Below are 14428 nucleotides of genomic sequence, written 5' to 3'. Positions count from 1 at the left end.
AATAGAGGATCAATGACTCACTAATCACAATGTTAATTTTGGTTTAATAAAATCGATAAAAGCAGAAATTCGCTTTGCTACCGAAGAGGAGTGATAATAGACCGCATTTATCTGCTCTCTTCCTGTGTTTGTTATTTTTTCATTTTCAAGTATCGCGATTAAGCGCCCTGCTTCAATATCTTTTTTAACCATAAAACCAGACAAACATGCAATGCCATTACCTGCAATTGCTAATTGCCTCATCGTTTCACCATTACTCGATGAAAACGTCGGTTTTAGCGATTCGAAGCCTTTTAATGGCCAGTTATTTAAAGACTTTGGTGCTGTAAATGCAATTGTTGCATGGCAATTTAAGTCACTCACTTTTATAGGAACACCACGGCGTGATAAATAATCGGGCGAAGCAACTATATATAATGAACTCTTACCTAATAACCTTGCATGAAGTGTCGAATCACTTAACTGCCCAATTCGAATGGCCAAATCAATTTTTTTTTCTAATAGGTCAACATAACCCTCATTAGAGCTTAGTGCTAGTTCGATATTCGGATACGCCTCATTAAATGCACTAACAAGTGGAATGAGCTGATGAAAAATAAACGGGCTTGCGGCATCAACGCGTAATCGACCATGAGGTGAATCACCACCCGAAATGACCTCTTCTTCTGCCAGTTGAATTTGTAATAACGCAGCACGAATTCCTTGTATAAACTGACGCCCCTCTTCGGTAAGTTCAACACGCCGTGTTGTTCTATTAAGCAATGATACGGCAAGCTGCTTTTCAACCTTAGTGACCGCACGAGAAACACGAGCCACTTGCATGTCTAATGTTTGTGCGGCAGCAGAAAATCCCCCACAATCAACAACTGCAAGTAATATTTCTAAATCATCGGATCGTGTCAACATGTTCAATATTCCTCATTAGATTATAAATTTATTGCATATATGACAAACATAGCACGAGATTACGACTGTTTAGCACAATAAAAAAGCATCTGGTGAACATGCTATAGCAGGTGAAAACTAGATACTGAATATAATAGGCAAATACTGTACTATTAAACTCATTAATCACGACCACTTTAAGACCCTTAATTACGATGCAATCAATTAAAAACGAGTCAACCATTATGCAGAGCAATGTCAATGTCGATACAAAATTCATGACAGCGTCTCCCACCAAGATAGTCCTTGCAACGCTTAATGCTAAATTTATACATGCGAGTTTAGGCTTACGCTATCTATATGCCAATTTACAAGATTTACAACAATGCACAGAGATACAAGAATTTGTCATTCAAACGCGCCCCATTGATATTGTTGAGAAAATTTTACAGTCTAAGGCAACGATTGTTGGCTTTGGTGTTTATGTTTGGAATATCGTAGAAACAACCAATGTCGTGAATCTATTAAAAGTGATCGCCCCAGAAATAAAAGTGATACTAGGGGGGCCAGAGGTAAGTTATGAGACTGAGCAGCAGGCCATTGTTGCACATTGTGATTATGTTCTCACGGGCGCAGCAGATATCAGTTTTTATGAATTGTGTAAGGATATTCTTAATCACAACCCGCCTGATCGTAAAATCCTTAATTCGAAACCCGTTGCATTGAAAAATATTGCTTTACCTTATCAATATTACAGTGATGATGACCTAAAAAATCGCATACTTTATGTGGAAGCGTCCCGTGGTTGCCCATTTAAATGTGAATTTTGTTTATCTTCTCTGGACACAAAATCTAATCCCTATGAGCTATCAGCATTTCTTGAACAAATGGAAATACTCTATCAACGCGGTGCACGTAATTTTAAGTTTATTGATAGAACCTTCAATTTAGACATTGATACTTCTATAAAAATATTACAATTTTTCTTAGACAAAATGACCGATGACCTTTACCTTCATTTTGAAGTTGTACCCGATCACTTACCGCGAAAACTAAAAGAGTTGTTAACGAAATTTCCCGAAGGAAGTTTGCAATTTGAAGTAGGGATCCAAACCTTTAATCAACAAGTTCAGGCGAATATCAGTCGTAAACAAAACAATCCGAAATCAAAACAAAACTTACTTTGGCTAAAGGAGCAGACCACAGCACATATTCATGCAGATCTTATCTTTGGTTTACCGGGCGAAACATTTGCAACATTTAGAGATAGCTTCGATGAACTCTATCAGTGCCAACCTCACGAAATCCAAATGGGCATTTTAAAACGACTCAAGGGGAGCCCTATTATTCGTCACACTAACACCTTTGATCTTCGTTTTAGCCCCTTACCACCTTTTAACATATTAAGCACAGACCGTATTGATTTTACAACCATGCAACTGGTTAATCGTTTTGCAAGATATTGGGATATGATTGCCAACTCAGGGCGTTTTAAACACTCATTACCACATATTTTATCTGCTAATGCCTTTGATGATTTCATGGCACTGTCAAATTGGATATTTAATACTACCGCTCAGACTCATCAGATCAATCTAAAAAGATTGTATGAGCTAGTCTCACAAGCAGTTGAAGCATTATTTCCTGAAAAACATGAATTGGTCGTGGCAAAAATCACCTTAGATTACGCGGCATCGAAATTAAAAGGGCATATTAATACACTCGATCTCTATGCGGGTTCACAAAAAAAATCGACCAACTCAAATAAATTATTACAGCGCCAAAAACAACATATGCAATAAAATGCAGGCTTGATAGCTGGCATAATAATAAAATTCACTTACGCTTACTGGAGTTATCCAGTATTATTTTAAGGAAATCGATATGACTGACATTAATGCAACGCTAATTTATTTGGTTATTTTTCTGGTAGGCGTGATTATTGGAATTTTTATATATCACTTAGCTTTCGCTAGAAAAAAGCTGATGTGCAACAGCAAGCATTAGCGCAAAGTGAAGCTGAGTTACAACGTTATAAATCTCAAGTTAACGACCATTTTAACTCCAGCGCCGATTTAATGAAACAAGTTGCCAACAGTTATCAGGCTTTATACACCCACATGGCAGGACAGTCACAATCTCTGCTCAGTGAAAACGAAAAATGCCCCTTTCCACTATTAAAAACAGCGATGGATGTAGATCCACTTAACAGCGAAGACATTATTCCTACTGATAACAAAGAGAAAAATAACGGCCCTTCTGAAACCGCAACCAACAATGATGATGAAATAAATGTGGAGTATGAATCAGCTAACATTGATAATGAAACGCTAACCAATGATAGTGAAATTGCACCTGTAACAAACGAGGATCAAGATAAAAAAAATGTACCTGAGATTGATAATGGTGAGGTAATATCTGATGCTAATGAAACCATTTCACCTAAGAAAGTCCACAATGACTAATAGGTACGTGCTCAGGCTTGTTTTGACTTAAGTATCGACGACCTTTTATTTCACCAGTGATTGAAAACAACGCCCGATGCACTTAGCCCATTTATTCGCATCTTTTGATGATAACTAAACGCGTATAAAGTTGAACAACACGACAAATCGCTTTCATAACCATAGCAATTTAGCGACTTTAATTTACTATGAATTTTCTTCTTATAGAAAGTACAAACTGTAATTTATGAGTTTAAGGAGTGAGTGTGAAAATTTTTTCTATTATAACCTTGCTGTTATCTTTAATTTTGTTTAGCGCCACGATATTAGCCGCTGAGACTATTCGCTTTACTACCATCGATTACTGTCCCTTAACTTGTGATCCAACTAAAGATGACGGCAAAGAAGGCATCATGACTGATGTTGTACGTGCGGCTTTTGAAGAAGCCGGTTATAAAATTGAACTTGAAATAATGCCTTACGCACGAGCGGTAAAGGCTGTAACTGATGGAAAATATGACGGTGTGGTCGTTGTCGGAAAAAACTATGCACCAACTTTAATTTATCCTCAAAATAACACCATAACTCAACGCATGATGTTTATGGTGAAACCAACTAACCATTGGCGATACACAGGTTACCAATCTCTATTATCGGTCAATGCAACGATGACCATAACCAAAGGGTTTGACTATGGTGATAATGATATAAATCACTTTGTCGCTAGCAAGCCGACTAATTTAGTTTCCTTAAATGGTTCAAAAACGGCTCAAAGAGGCTTTGAATTATTACAGCTTGAACGTGTAGACACATACCTAGAAGGTGATTTGATTGCGTTGTATAACATTGCAAAATATGGTTATACTCACAACTTTATTGTCGCTGGTTTTTCGACACGAGTCTTTGAAGACTACACTGCATTTAACCCTCACTCTCCAAACGCAGTAAAATATGCAAAAATACTATCTAATAAAATATCTCAACTACAAAAATCAGGTGAGTTCAAGAATATACTTGCTAAATATGGTGTTACTAAAAAACTAAATTTAGGCAATTTAATAGGCAAAAATAAATAAGGAGTCATAGCTTCAGCCCAATAATAAGTAGATGGACATAGTGCCTTCTTCGCTTAGCTAATAGGACATTAAAAAAGGTAAGTGAAAGACGTTTACCATTACTCTTTCCCTTACCTCTATTTTATTGAAGCTTGTACTTATACCAATCGGAGTAAATAGCTGATCTATTTTGCTGGTTAAAATAACTTATTTTCTTGTTGTAAGTTTCGTAAAGGGAACAACCATTAACAAAACTTAGGCCTCAAATTAAACCATTTTTCCTGCGCAAAATTTACACCACATACTTAAATCCGATTGGTATTATTTTAAACCTTGAATTTATTTAATTGTTGATCCTGTTGGTCCATTTGTTGCCTCATTAACTCTGCATGTTTAACTTGGTTACCCGCTACAACGGCAACATCTTGACTGATATCCCTGATATTGGTGGTATTACGATTAATTTCCTCGGTAGTCGCAGACTGCTCCTCTGCTGCAGATGCAATCTGAATATTCATATCACTGATCTCCATAATCGCAATTCGGATTATTTCTAATGTGTCATTCGCTTTACTGGCTTCTTCTGCTGTTGTAATTGCAGCTTCTCGACTATCTTTTATTTTATCTTCCGCGAGGCGTACGCCAGACTGCAGTTGCTCTATCATAGAACGAATTTCACTGGTTGATTGTTGCGTTCGTGAAGCTAATGAACGAACTTCATCCGCAACGACGGCAAAACCTCGACCAGATTCGCCAGCCCTTGCCGCTTCGATTGCGGCATTTAGCGCTAGCAGGTTTGTTTGATCTGCAATACTGGTTATCACCGATAAAATGGATTCAATATTGTTACTTAACTTAGCCAGATCAACAACAGACTCTACCGCTATTTCCATATGCTGTGCTAATTGAGTGATTGCTCCGGTTGCATGTGATACAACGGCGACACCATTAGCCGTCTCTTTATCTGCAGTTCCAGCCGCATGTGCAGCAACCTGTGCATTTTTAGCTACTTCAACAGCACTGGATGCCATTTCATTCATTGCGGTGGCAAGTTGATCCAATTCACTTAATTGTACTTGTAGCTCCTGCGCAGCTTTGTCTGACTCATCACTAATGTTATGCGTGGTTTGCCCTGCATCTGATGCAAGCGTCTTGACGTTGATAATAATAGACTGCAGATTTTCAACGAATTTATTAAATTGTGCAGCTAACTGACCAAATTCATCCTTAGTAAGCACAGGCAACCTTTTAGTTAAATCACCATTACCACTATTAATTTCTAATAAAGAACTCGTTAATAGGCCAACGGGTTTTAGAATCGACTGCATTAAACTGCCGAGTACAATTACACCGATAATCACGCTGATTAAAGCCGCTACAATGGCACGCCATCCCATTGTTGTGGCATCAGTCATGACAATATCAGCATCAACCACAACACCGATATACCAATCCATGTTACCAAGGCCTTGAAGTGGTGTAAAACTGACCCACAATGATCGTCCATTGACTGTTATTTCTTGAATTTTTTTGTCTAAGGCAATGGCATTCCCGGCAAATAACTTGGAATAATTTGTGCCATTTTTTTCACCATTAGGATGGCTAATAATATTACCACTTTTAGACATTAAAAATGCGTACCCTGCATTGTTAAAACTAACGGTATTCAGCGCATCAGAAACATTTTTTAAACTCAGATCGCCACCAAAAGCACCTTTCAGTTCGCCTTTATCCGTAAGATTTGCGACTACTGAAATTAAGATCTCTTTTGTCGTGGCATCTTCATATGGCTCAGTGATCATTGCATGATTACTGCTTCTAGCCACTTTGTACCAAGGGCGCACTCTTGCATCCCAGTTTTCTGGCTGCCAAGAGGAGTCATTACTGATTGCTTTACCATCTGTATCCAAGCCGCCAAATATCAGTAGAAAATTATTTTTAAGTGTTGCGACGTTAAACGTATTTTGTATTTGTTGTGCGCTGAAATTACTATCTATAACCTCGGCCGCGAGGTCGATAGCTTCTAATTTACCATTTAACCAATTAGTTATTTGCTGGGCTAACGCATTACTCGACTCTTCAATGGCACTACTTGCATGGTCTTTTAACGTTTTTGTAACTTCTCGATACTGTAACCAAGATAATGAACTGATTGCAAGCAACAAGACTAGCGATGATCCTAAAACAACTTTCATTGAAACTTTCATCTTTTTCATTCCTTAAATATTAATTGTCATCCTTTACTTAGTTTAGAATCATACAAAGTAAATGCTAATTGTGAACCAAGAAATAATGACAACACAGATAAAATGAAGTAATACATTCATATACTTATTATTTAAATTTGTTTTGATAGCGATCAACTACCTGCTGATAGGTTCCTTCTGCTTTTAATTGATCTAAAACATTTTGTAATTTTTTTATCTGAACCTCAGGCACCTTTCTATTACAAGCGTAGTAAAGATCGCCTTTTTGCAAAACGTAAACGACTTCATAGTCATTGACGTTAAGACCATGTTTTTTTATCGTTCTAAATACAGGCTGATTGTCATAAGCAAAAACATCTAATCGATTTTTATCTAATTTTTTTATTGATTGAATGATGACATTCATACCACCTATATGGTCAAGGTGGCTGCTATCAACGCCCATCTCTAGTAGAAGTTGCTCACCTACATCAGCTCTGACAACGCCAATTTTATACTTTAGAAAGTCTTCCTTTGAATTGATTTTTATATGCTTATCTTTTCTTGCAATCATAGCAATAGATGTCGCCGATATTGGTCCAATCCAGTGAAATAAAGGATCTCTAGCTTTAGTTCTTACTACCGAAAAAAGACATGTATTGGCAGTCGTTATCAGCGTACTATACCCCCTAGCCCAAGGTTGAATATGAATGTCAACTAATGATTTTTTAGACTCAAGTTTATTTAACATTAATAGCAGCAAATCAATTGAAATTCCCTGCAATTGACCATTTTCTAGATAATTATAAGGAGGATAATTTTCAGTTATAAAATCAATATCATCAATATTTAACGCATGGGAATAGTTTGCAACGCAAGCCACCCAAAACAGGCACAAATAATAACTTAAGCAATTAAATTTATGCTTCATCGATACACCTATTTTAATGGTTATTAAATTAACACTACTACTCTTTAGTTTTTAAGCAAACAAGAGTCTAAATAGTGTGACTTATAATGTTTTAGTCAACTATTACGGTAATAATATTGTGATATGCAACCAAAATAATAAATGGGGTTATTGTAACTCGGATACTGCTTCCGCCGCCCTATTTTACACTTCATAAAAAATGACTTCAGCGACTTCAAAAAAAACATGTCGACTTACTTTACAACGCATCAAACCAGATAATAAAAAAGAGCCTAAAAACAAAGAGATATATTCACGGCATGAATATTGCTAAACGGCATGTTAAGTAAAAAACGGAATGTTATTTCAATGGAGAATAAAATGAAAAAAACGATTTGCTCTGTCCTAGGACTTACATGCTCATTACTATCAATGGGTGTAAATGCCTCTCTCATTACTAATGAGATAAATCTATTATTACCTACCTCTGGTACTTTACATGTTGATTTAGATGGCGACAGTATCAATGATCTTGGTTTAGCTGAAGATTGTTGTTCAGCCGATAACACTTGGACAAGCGCAAGTGATTATACAACTCAAGTATCACTAAATTGGTTATCATTAGGTGATGTTATTGATGATAGCTTAGCTTGGACTGGAGGTAATAGCTACATGGATTTAGGTGGGCAAGTTATCGGTTCAAATTATATTGCTGTTCAAGATTTCAGTTTAGGAGATTTTTTTGGATATATCACCTTAGATTATAATGGTACTGATTTATATTTATCTAGCTTTACTTATGAAAATAACGGTAGTCAGTTAACAGTTAGCAATCCAGTACCAAGCCCTGCTCCATTAATGTTATTAGGCATTGGTTTGCTAGGTTTCGCTTTTTCTAGAAACAAAAAGGCTCTATAACTCAATCAAAAAACATGTCGGTACAGTAAAAACTCAATCTAAACAAGAGGCTAACTACATTCGGAATTGGCCTCTCCTTTTACTTGCATCACTCGAAAATCCCCCTCACCTATACAAAATATAACTATAATTCTGCTCGGTAAACAACACATTTTACAAGCTAAACTATTAAATTTATTTAACAATGACTATTAACACTGATAACTAAACAATAATTTAATAACGTAAAATATGATATAACACAAACACTGAACAGTTATATGTTCAGTGTTTGTGATTGTAATCTGCAATTTTTATTTAATATAATATTTACTTTTTAATTGTGACTCGGCAATACTTGGTTTAACCAACAGACTACGAGGAGCTATTGCTTCAGAAATACTATCTCCTGGCTCTGTAGACCATGCATTAATCGTATTAACTGTAATAACACCACTTTCTTGAACTTCCACATCAAAAACATGCCACCATTCCTGCGCGACACCTTCAGGTGGAGTAAATAATGTTCGCTCTTCATTTATAATGAGTTCTACACGAGTTTCTAAAGGTTTAATATTAGGTAAACCAGAATAGTTGTGAACATAATATTGATAAGTTCCAGGTACGTTATATTCAGGAATAGTTATCACTTCTGGGCCATAACTATTTGTATCATCAACATCAAGATATATCGTTGATCCGCCCACGACTTCACTTTCATTATAGAATGAAATATGAAAACGTCCGCCATCTCCGTTAGGTCCATATAAATGTGAATCTAAATCATCAGGTGCTTCACCCCATTTAAGTTCAATTTTAGATGTTGCTTTATCTAAAATTAAACATTCACTCAATGTAAAATCAGATGATGACGTAATAACCTTTAGAGTTCGACTTTGATGTAAATTATTTGCAGAAACAAACATGGTGCTATTAGATTTAACAGGTACTATAAAATCCCCTATAACATTAGAATATGCGTTTGAACGGCCGTTATAATCATGTCCTTCAGTATCAATACGCGCATTAGCTATTCTCGTTCCATCTATATCTTCTACACAACCAAGGATATTCACAGTGTCATAAATACGATCAGCATTCCATGTGGTGAAATGCGAAACATTGCCAAGATAATAATTACCAGTCACATCGTTGACAAGCGTCGCTCCCTCTTCAACCCAAATACCGTTGACATCATCATAATAGTAAAGAGGAATGATGTTTGGTGGATTAAGCCCTGAAACGGGAATATGAATTTCAGCGGTTTTCCCTTCTTTAAGCTGTAAAATTTTTCCATCTTCGTTTGTAAACGTTGCAGAAATGGCCCCGAATGATTCGATTGGAATTAACTGTGTTGGATTATCTGCACTTGCTGTCACCATCTCGCCTGGCATCAAATCAATATCCAATGTTGGATCAATAATAAATAATTCAGAGGTAATTACTCCACTCGCCAAATTCCCATTTTCATCAACAAAACTATTTTCACTAACGGAAATAGAAGCCGCTTCAAATTGTACAACAGTACCTTCTGTCGCATTAAATGTTGCTACACTATGGATTGGAGGAAGGTATAAATTGTTGGGATGAACTATTTCAGAAGGAACAATGCGAATAGATGCTTCTGAATACGCAGGCGCGTCAGCTGAGATGACAACATTTCTTAAATCGGTTAATGTATCTAAATATCGCAATGAATACTCACCATTAGATTGAGAGACAGATTCATCGATAACAGTACCGTTAATTGACAACTTCACTTCTCCATCAGCAATATCTTGATTGTTATAATAGTTAATGAGTTTGCCAGAAATGTTCAGATAATATAGCTCATCCAATGAAAAAGTCACTCTACTTGGCTGTGCATTATTTTCACCACCATCTTTGACTTGTATAGTGATCGAATTATTTTTAGTTCCGCTTGCCGATGAAGTAAATGTTAACAGGCCATTTTCATTAATAGAGAGCCCATCAGGACCTTCAATTATTTCAAATGTAAAATCAGCTGGGAATGTATCATCTGGATCCGTGACAACAAGCTGATAAGAAAAGGTCTCACCCGATTCAATCTGTTTAGCCGAAATGGTTTCCAATAAAGGCCCTACATTTGTGCTTGAAGGTTCAGGCGTACTATTTGAACTTCCACCACACCCCCCCATTACTAAAAGAGGTATGAGCGACGCTAATATTGATCTATTTTTCATTTAAAATCCTTTTTGATGTTATGAGAATATATTAGGCGTCATAATAACAAATTAAAATCATTAATAAAGCAAATTACAACCACGCTTTTGATTTTGTCGTTGCATATTTTTGAGATCAAAAGAAAAGCAAATATAACAGATCGGGTAATAGCCTGCGATTGCATAAACGTAGCATCTATTATTGTAACCCATGAGATAGAGTAGATATTTATCTGGAAAACTATAACCATGTAGAGAACTATTATAGCGCTCAACCGCTACACTTTTAATGCAAATACACTACCTTCATTGGCAATAGTGAAATGGGTAAATTGAAGGAGTTTCCTTGCGTCTCTTGTTAGCAAGCAAACTTCCGCCATGCGGTTCATAAACCAGCGCGAATCATTACAATGATTTTCTATTGTATGGGCGTAAAATCAAACCTTAAACCAATCAAGGTAGTGACTAGGCTTAACATTAAATCTTGTATTTAATTTGGTAACACTGCTTTCATCAATAATTTCTTTGCTGTGAATACCGCTAGTAATAAACAGGCTAGATAAAGATGCCCCATTTGCACCAGCAATATCATGCTCAAGGCTGTCACCTACCGCAATAGCTTTGTGCCATCCGCCCACTAATTCATGACACATTTTATACAAGTCGATTTGTGGTTTACCATGCCAGTGTACCTTGCCTCCCATATCTTGATAGGCTTTGGCAATCGATCCCGGACAGGTTTTTAAGGAGCCATCCGGCGTCATCGCAACAAGGTCTGGATTACTTACCACTAATTCAAGATTGCGTTGATAAGCCAATGTTAAATCATCCATATAGGATGCCAGATCGCCACGTTCAACACCGCAACAAAGAATAAATGAGGCATTTTCAATAGTTGATGCGGTGACCCCACAATCATCAAGCACACTATTATCATTATCCCATGAGAAAAATAGTGCATTGTTGCCAAGTGATGTAAATTTTCCTGCGTTAAAATTATGGCGCATGTGATCGCCAGAGGTTAACACATCGAGGTATAAATCGCGGCTAATCCCAGAATCTTGTAAACGTTGATAGGAAAATCTGCCAGTGTTACCGCTATTAGAGAGGATCACGACTTTTTTATTATGTTCCTGTAAAAACTGTAGCGCACGGATCGCTTCAGGAAAGGCATCACCGCCATTATGTAATACTCCCCATTGATCCAATATGAAGGTATCAAAACTATCGATTATATCTTTAAGGCCATTAATCATTTTCACTTGCGGATTTCCTATGGTTTACGAGCAATCGTAAAACCATACATTATAAAAATAAAAGAACCCATTGAGCAAGCTAACTCTGTGCCTATATTAAGCATTAATCGCACAGGCCGTGCCGCAAAATGGGCAACGGTTATTGTCGCTTAAGCGGTTTGCGGTAATCATAAAACGATCGCGTATGATCAATGGCTGATGGCACTTAAAACAATAGGTACTATTGGTTTCGATGTCATTGACATTACCACAATAGACGTAATGCATACCGTAACTCATAGCTATATCTCGCGCTCTTAGCAATGTCGCCATGCCTGTCTTATCTTTATTTAGCATCTTAAAGTCAGGGTGAAAGGCAGTAAAATGGAGAGGAATATCGACACCTAAATTGGCAACGATCCATGCACACATATTGTGGATCTCTTGGTCGCTATCGTTTTCATCGGGGATAAGTAGGTTAGTTAATTCAAACCAGACTGGGGTTTCCTTTTTTAGATATTGCAATGTTTCTAATACGGGTTGCAGAGAGCCATGACAATGTTTTTTATAAAACGATTCCGTAAATCCTTTCAAATCAATATTTGCAGCATCAATGTATTTAAAAAACTCTACACGCGGCTGAGCGCAAATGTAACCCGCACTCACGACAACACTCTTAAGACCTTGAGATTGCGCATAGCGGCTGACATCGACAGCATACTCCATAAAAATAACGGGATCATTATAGGTAAAAGCGATACTTTGGCAGCCATAACGTTTAGCGTTCGCGACAATCTCTTCTGGTGATGCCCAGCAAGATAATGTTGCCATTTCACGTGATTTACTAATACGCCAATTTTGACAAAAATCACGGCTTAAATTACAGCCGGCTGTCCCAAATGAGAGTACCTGCGATCCGGGATAGAAATGGTACAACGGTTTTTTCTCGATAGGATCAATGGCAAAACCGGAACTACGCCCATAGCTCACTAAGCTAATTTCGCCTTGATGACACATTCGTACATAGCAATTGCCACGTTTCCCTTCACGTAAGGTGCAATGTTGTGGGCATAAATCGCAACAGACTCGACCATCATCAAGTCGATGCCAATAATAGGTTTTGTGAAAATTATCTTGAGAATCATCATGGGGCATAAATACAACCTTATAGCGATAGCGGCTATACTTTACTTATAGCAAATGGATCGATGTCATGGTGGCGCAAGCGCCTAAACAACAACGATGCCATCGGACATTAAATCAAATTGAGGCCTGTATGAAGTATAGACCAGCGGCCATGGCAGGTAGTTTTTATCCTGAGGATAAAGTACCGTTACAACAGATGGTCACGGCGTTTTTAGCCAGTGAGCAAAAACCGATGCAGCAAGCTCGCGCTTTGATTGTGCCCCATGCGGGATATATCTATTCGGGGGCGATTGCTGGTTTAGCCTTTGCGAACTTAACCCCCTATGTTAATAATATTAAACGGGTCATTATTTTAGGGCCGAATCATCGCGAACCACTACTCGGTTGCGCCTTATCGAGCGCCGACTATTTTCAAACACCCCTTGGAAAACTTACCCTCGACCAAGTGACGCAAAATAGACTAGCCACCTTAGATTTTGTGGAGTTTGCAGATTATGTCCACCAGCTAGAGCACTCAATTGAAGTGCAATTACCATTCATACAGATGTTATTTACGGATATTACCATTATTCCCATTGTCGTTGGTCAATGCTCTGCGGATAAAGTCAACAAACTGTTACAGGAACTTGCACTGACGCAACAGGATTTACTGGTTATTAGTTCGGATCTCAGCCATTTTCATGAATACCAGCAAGCACAGCGCATTGATCAAAATAGTTGCGCTAACATACTTCATTTTGCTAGCACAATTAATGGCCAACAAGCCTGTGGCGCTAATGCCATTAACGGGTTATTACGCTATGCAAAAACAGCAAACTGGCAGATAACATTAATTAAAAATATTAATTCCGGCGATACAGCGGGAGATAAACAACGGGTGGTGGGATATGGCAGTTTCAAACTCTATTAATTTAACAGAGCAGGAAAAACAACAGCTCATTACATTTTGTAAACAAGCAATCCAACAGCACCTCGATGACTTGCCTTTTGTTTTGCCAGCAGCACCCAATAATAAAAATCTGTTACAACCATTACCCTGCTTTGTCACTTTAACGATTAATGACCATTTACGAGGCTGTATTGGCACCTATCAAGTAGACAGACCATTATGGGAAAATGTTTATTACTACGCCTTTTGCAGTGCCTTTGAAGATAGCCGTTTTCCGCCACTACAAGCGGATGAACTCTCTAATTTAACAATAGAAATATCTATTTTATCGGCCTTACAAGAGATACCGAATAATGGTGAAGCTACGCTGATTGATGAGCTACAAATTGGTGTCGATGGTTTGTTATTACAGGAAGGTTGGCATAAAGCGATTTTTTTACCCACGGTTTGGGAGGTGCTTCCTGAGCCAAGAATGTTTGTGCAACATTTAAAACAAAAGGCAAACTGGCCAAAGGATTACTGGAGTGCCGAGATAACATTGCAGCGTTTTACCACGGAGGTTTTTTCAGCACCTTTTTATATTCCTTAACAACCGTCC

Annotated in this window: 12 protein-coding genes; 6 read left to right on the top strand and 6 right to left on the bottom strand. The window is 37.5% G+C overall.

What is annotated here, in order from left to right; all coding sequences use genetic code 11:
- Nucleotides 1-24: 24 nt before the first annotated feature.
- Nucleotides 25-906 (bottom strand): LysR substrate-binding domain-containing protein, encoded by an 882-nt coding sequence (locus AB1A03_RS16865; protein ID WP_354625753.1) that lies wholly within the window; start codon nt 904-906, stop codon nt 25-27.
- 194 nt (nt 907-1100) lie between these two features.
- Between AB1A03_RS16865 and AB1A03_RS16860 the strand changes: the two genes are divergently transcribed.
- From AB1A03_RS16860 to AB1A03_RS16850, 3 genes are all read left to right on the top strand, one after another.
- The gene (locus AB1A03_RS16860) at nt 1101-2687 is read left to right on the top strand and encodes a B12-binding domain-containing radical SAM protein (RefSeq protein ID WP_354625752.1); all 1587 of its coding nucleotides are present in this window, start codon (nt 1101-1103) and stop codon (nt 2685-2687) included.
- 186 nt (nt 2688-2873) lie between these two features.
- On the top strand, nt 2874-3350 hold the full coding sequence (locus AB1A03_RS16855) for a Z-ring associated ZapG family protein (protein ID WP_354625751.1): 477 nt from the start codon (nt 2874-2876) through the stop codon (nt 3348-3350).
- Nucleotides 3351-3595: 245 nt separating this feature from the next.
- Nucleotides 3596-4405 (top strand): substrate-binding periplasmic protein, encoded by an 810-nt coding sequence (locus AB1A03_RS16850; protein WP_354625750.1) that lies wholly within the window; start codon nt 3596-3598, stop codon nt 4403-4405.
- A 305-nt stretch (nt 4406-4710) separates the two neighbouring features.
- Here AB1A03_RS16850 and AB1A03_RS16845 read toward each other — a convergent pair whose 3' ends face one another.
- Both AB1A03_RS16845 and AB1A03_RS16840 read right to left on the bottom strand, forming a co-directional pair.
- The gene (locus AB1A03_RS16845; RefSeq protein WP_354625749.1) at nt 4711-6591 is read right to left on the bottom strand and encodes a methyl-accepting chemotaxis protein; all 1881 of its coding nucleotides are present in this window, start codon (nt 6589-6591) and stop codon (nt 4711-4713) included.
- Between the two features lie 127 nt (nt 6592-6718).
- Nucleotides 6719-7501, bottom strand: coding sequence for a substrate-binding periplasmic protein (locus tag AB1A03_RS16840; RefSeq protein WP_354625748.1), 783 nt, complete (start codon nt 7499-7501; stop codon nt 6719-6721).
- A 360-nt stretch (nt 7502-7861) separates the two neighbouring features.
- Here AB1A03_RS16840 and AB1A03_RS16835 point away from each other — a divergent pair, with 360 nt between their 5' ends.
- Nucleotides 7862-8398, top strand: coding sequence for a PEP-CTERM sorting domain-containing protein (locus AB1A03_RS16835; RefSeq protein ID WP_354625747.1), 537 nt, complete (start codon nt 7862-7864; stop codon nt 8396-8398).
- Between the two features lie 293 nt (nt 8399-8691).
- On the opposite strand, the gene AB1A03_RS16830 is transcribed toward AB1A03_RS16835, so the two are convergent.
- The 3 genes from AB1A03_RS16830 to amrS all read right to left on the bottom strand — a co-directional run bounded on the left by AB1A03_RS16830 (nt 8692) and on the right by amrS (nt 12950).
- A complete protein-coding gene (locus AB1A03_RS16830; RefSeq protein ID WP_354625746.1) occupies nt 8692-10581 on the bottom strand; it encodes a YfaP family protein in 1890 nt (629 codons plus the stop codon).
- A gap of 416 nt (nt 10582-10997) precedes the next feature.
- Nucleotides 10998-11816, bottom strand: coding sequence for a TIGR01459 family HAD-type hydrolase (locus AB1A03_RS16825; RefSeq protein WP_354625833.1), 819 nt, complete (start codon nt 11814-11816; stop codon nt 10998-11000).
- A gap of 96 nt (nt 11817-11912) precedes the next feature.
- Nucleotides 11913-12950, bottom strand: a complete 1038-nt coding sequence (gene amrS, locus AB1A03_RS16820; protein ID WP_354625745.1) for an AmmeMemoRadiSam system radical SAM enzyme — start codon at nt 12948-12950, stop codon at nt 11913-11915.
- Between the two features lie 121 nt (nt 12951-13071).
- Between amrS and amrB the strand changes: the two genes are divergently transcribed.
- Complete coding sequence (gene amrB / locus AB1A03_RS16815) at nt 13072-13851, top strand: AmmeMemoRadiSam system protein B (protein WP_354625744.1); 780 nt, start codon at nt 13072-13074, stop codon at nt 13849-13851.
- Entirely contained in the window at nt 13829-14419 is a 591-nt protein-coding gene (amrA, locus tag AB1A03_RS16810; RefSeq protein WP_354625743.1) for an AmmeMemoRadiSam system protein A, read from the top strand. Before amrB ends, amrA begins: the two co-directional genes overlap by 23 nt.
- Nucleotides 14420-14428 lie beyond the last annotated feature (9 nt).

The sequence above is a fragment of the Psychromonas sp. MME2 genome, from assembly GCF_040566515.1.
In the GTDB taxonomy this organism is placed as follows: Bacteria; Pseudomonadota; Gammaproteobacteria; order Enterobacterales; family Psychromonadaceae; genus Psychromonas.
The sequence above is the reverse complement of the archived record's forward strand: the minus strand, read 5'-3'. Positions and strand labels throughout refer to the sequence as shown.

Coding starts and splice junctions, on each gene's coding strand:
- AB1A03_RS16865 (WP_354625753.1), bottom strand. CDS start 906: ATGTTGACACGATCCGATGATTTAGAAATATTACTTGCAGTTGTTGAT.
- AB1A03_RS16860 (WP_354625752.1), top strand. CDS start 1,101: ATGCAATCAATTAAAAACGAGTCAACCATTATGCAGAGCAATGTCAAT.
- AB1A03_RS16845 (WP_354625749.1), bottom strand. CDS start 6,591: ATGAAAGTTTCAATGAAAGTTGTTTTAGGATCATCGCTAGTCTTGTTG.
- AB1A03_RS16840 (WP_354625748.1), bottom strand. CDS start 7,501: ATGAAGCATAAATTTAATTGCTTAAGTTATTATTTGTGCCTGTTTTGG.
- AB1A03_RS16835 (WP_354625747.1), top strand. CDS start 7,862: ATGAAAAAAACGATTTGCTCTGTCCTAGGACTTACATGCTCATTACTA.
- AB1A03_RS16830 (WP_354625746.1), bottom strand. CDS start 10,581: ATGAAAAATAGATCAATATTAGCGTCGCTCATACCTCTTTTAGTAATG.
- AB1A03_RS16825 (WP_354625833.1), bottom strand. CDS start 11,816: ATGATTAATGGCCTTAAAGATATAATCGATAGTTTTGATACCTTCATA.
- amrS (WP_354625745.1), bottom strand. CDS start 12,950: ATGCCCCATGATGATTCTCAAGATAATTTTCACAAAACCTATTATTGG.
- amrB (WP_354625744.1), top strand. CDS start 13,072: ATGAAGTATAGACCAGCGGCCATGGCAGGTAGTTTTTATCCTGAGGAT.
- amrA (WP_354625743.1), top strand. CDS start 13,829: ATGGCAGTTTCAAACTCTATTAATTTAACAGAGCAGGAAAAACAACAG.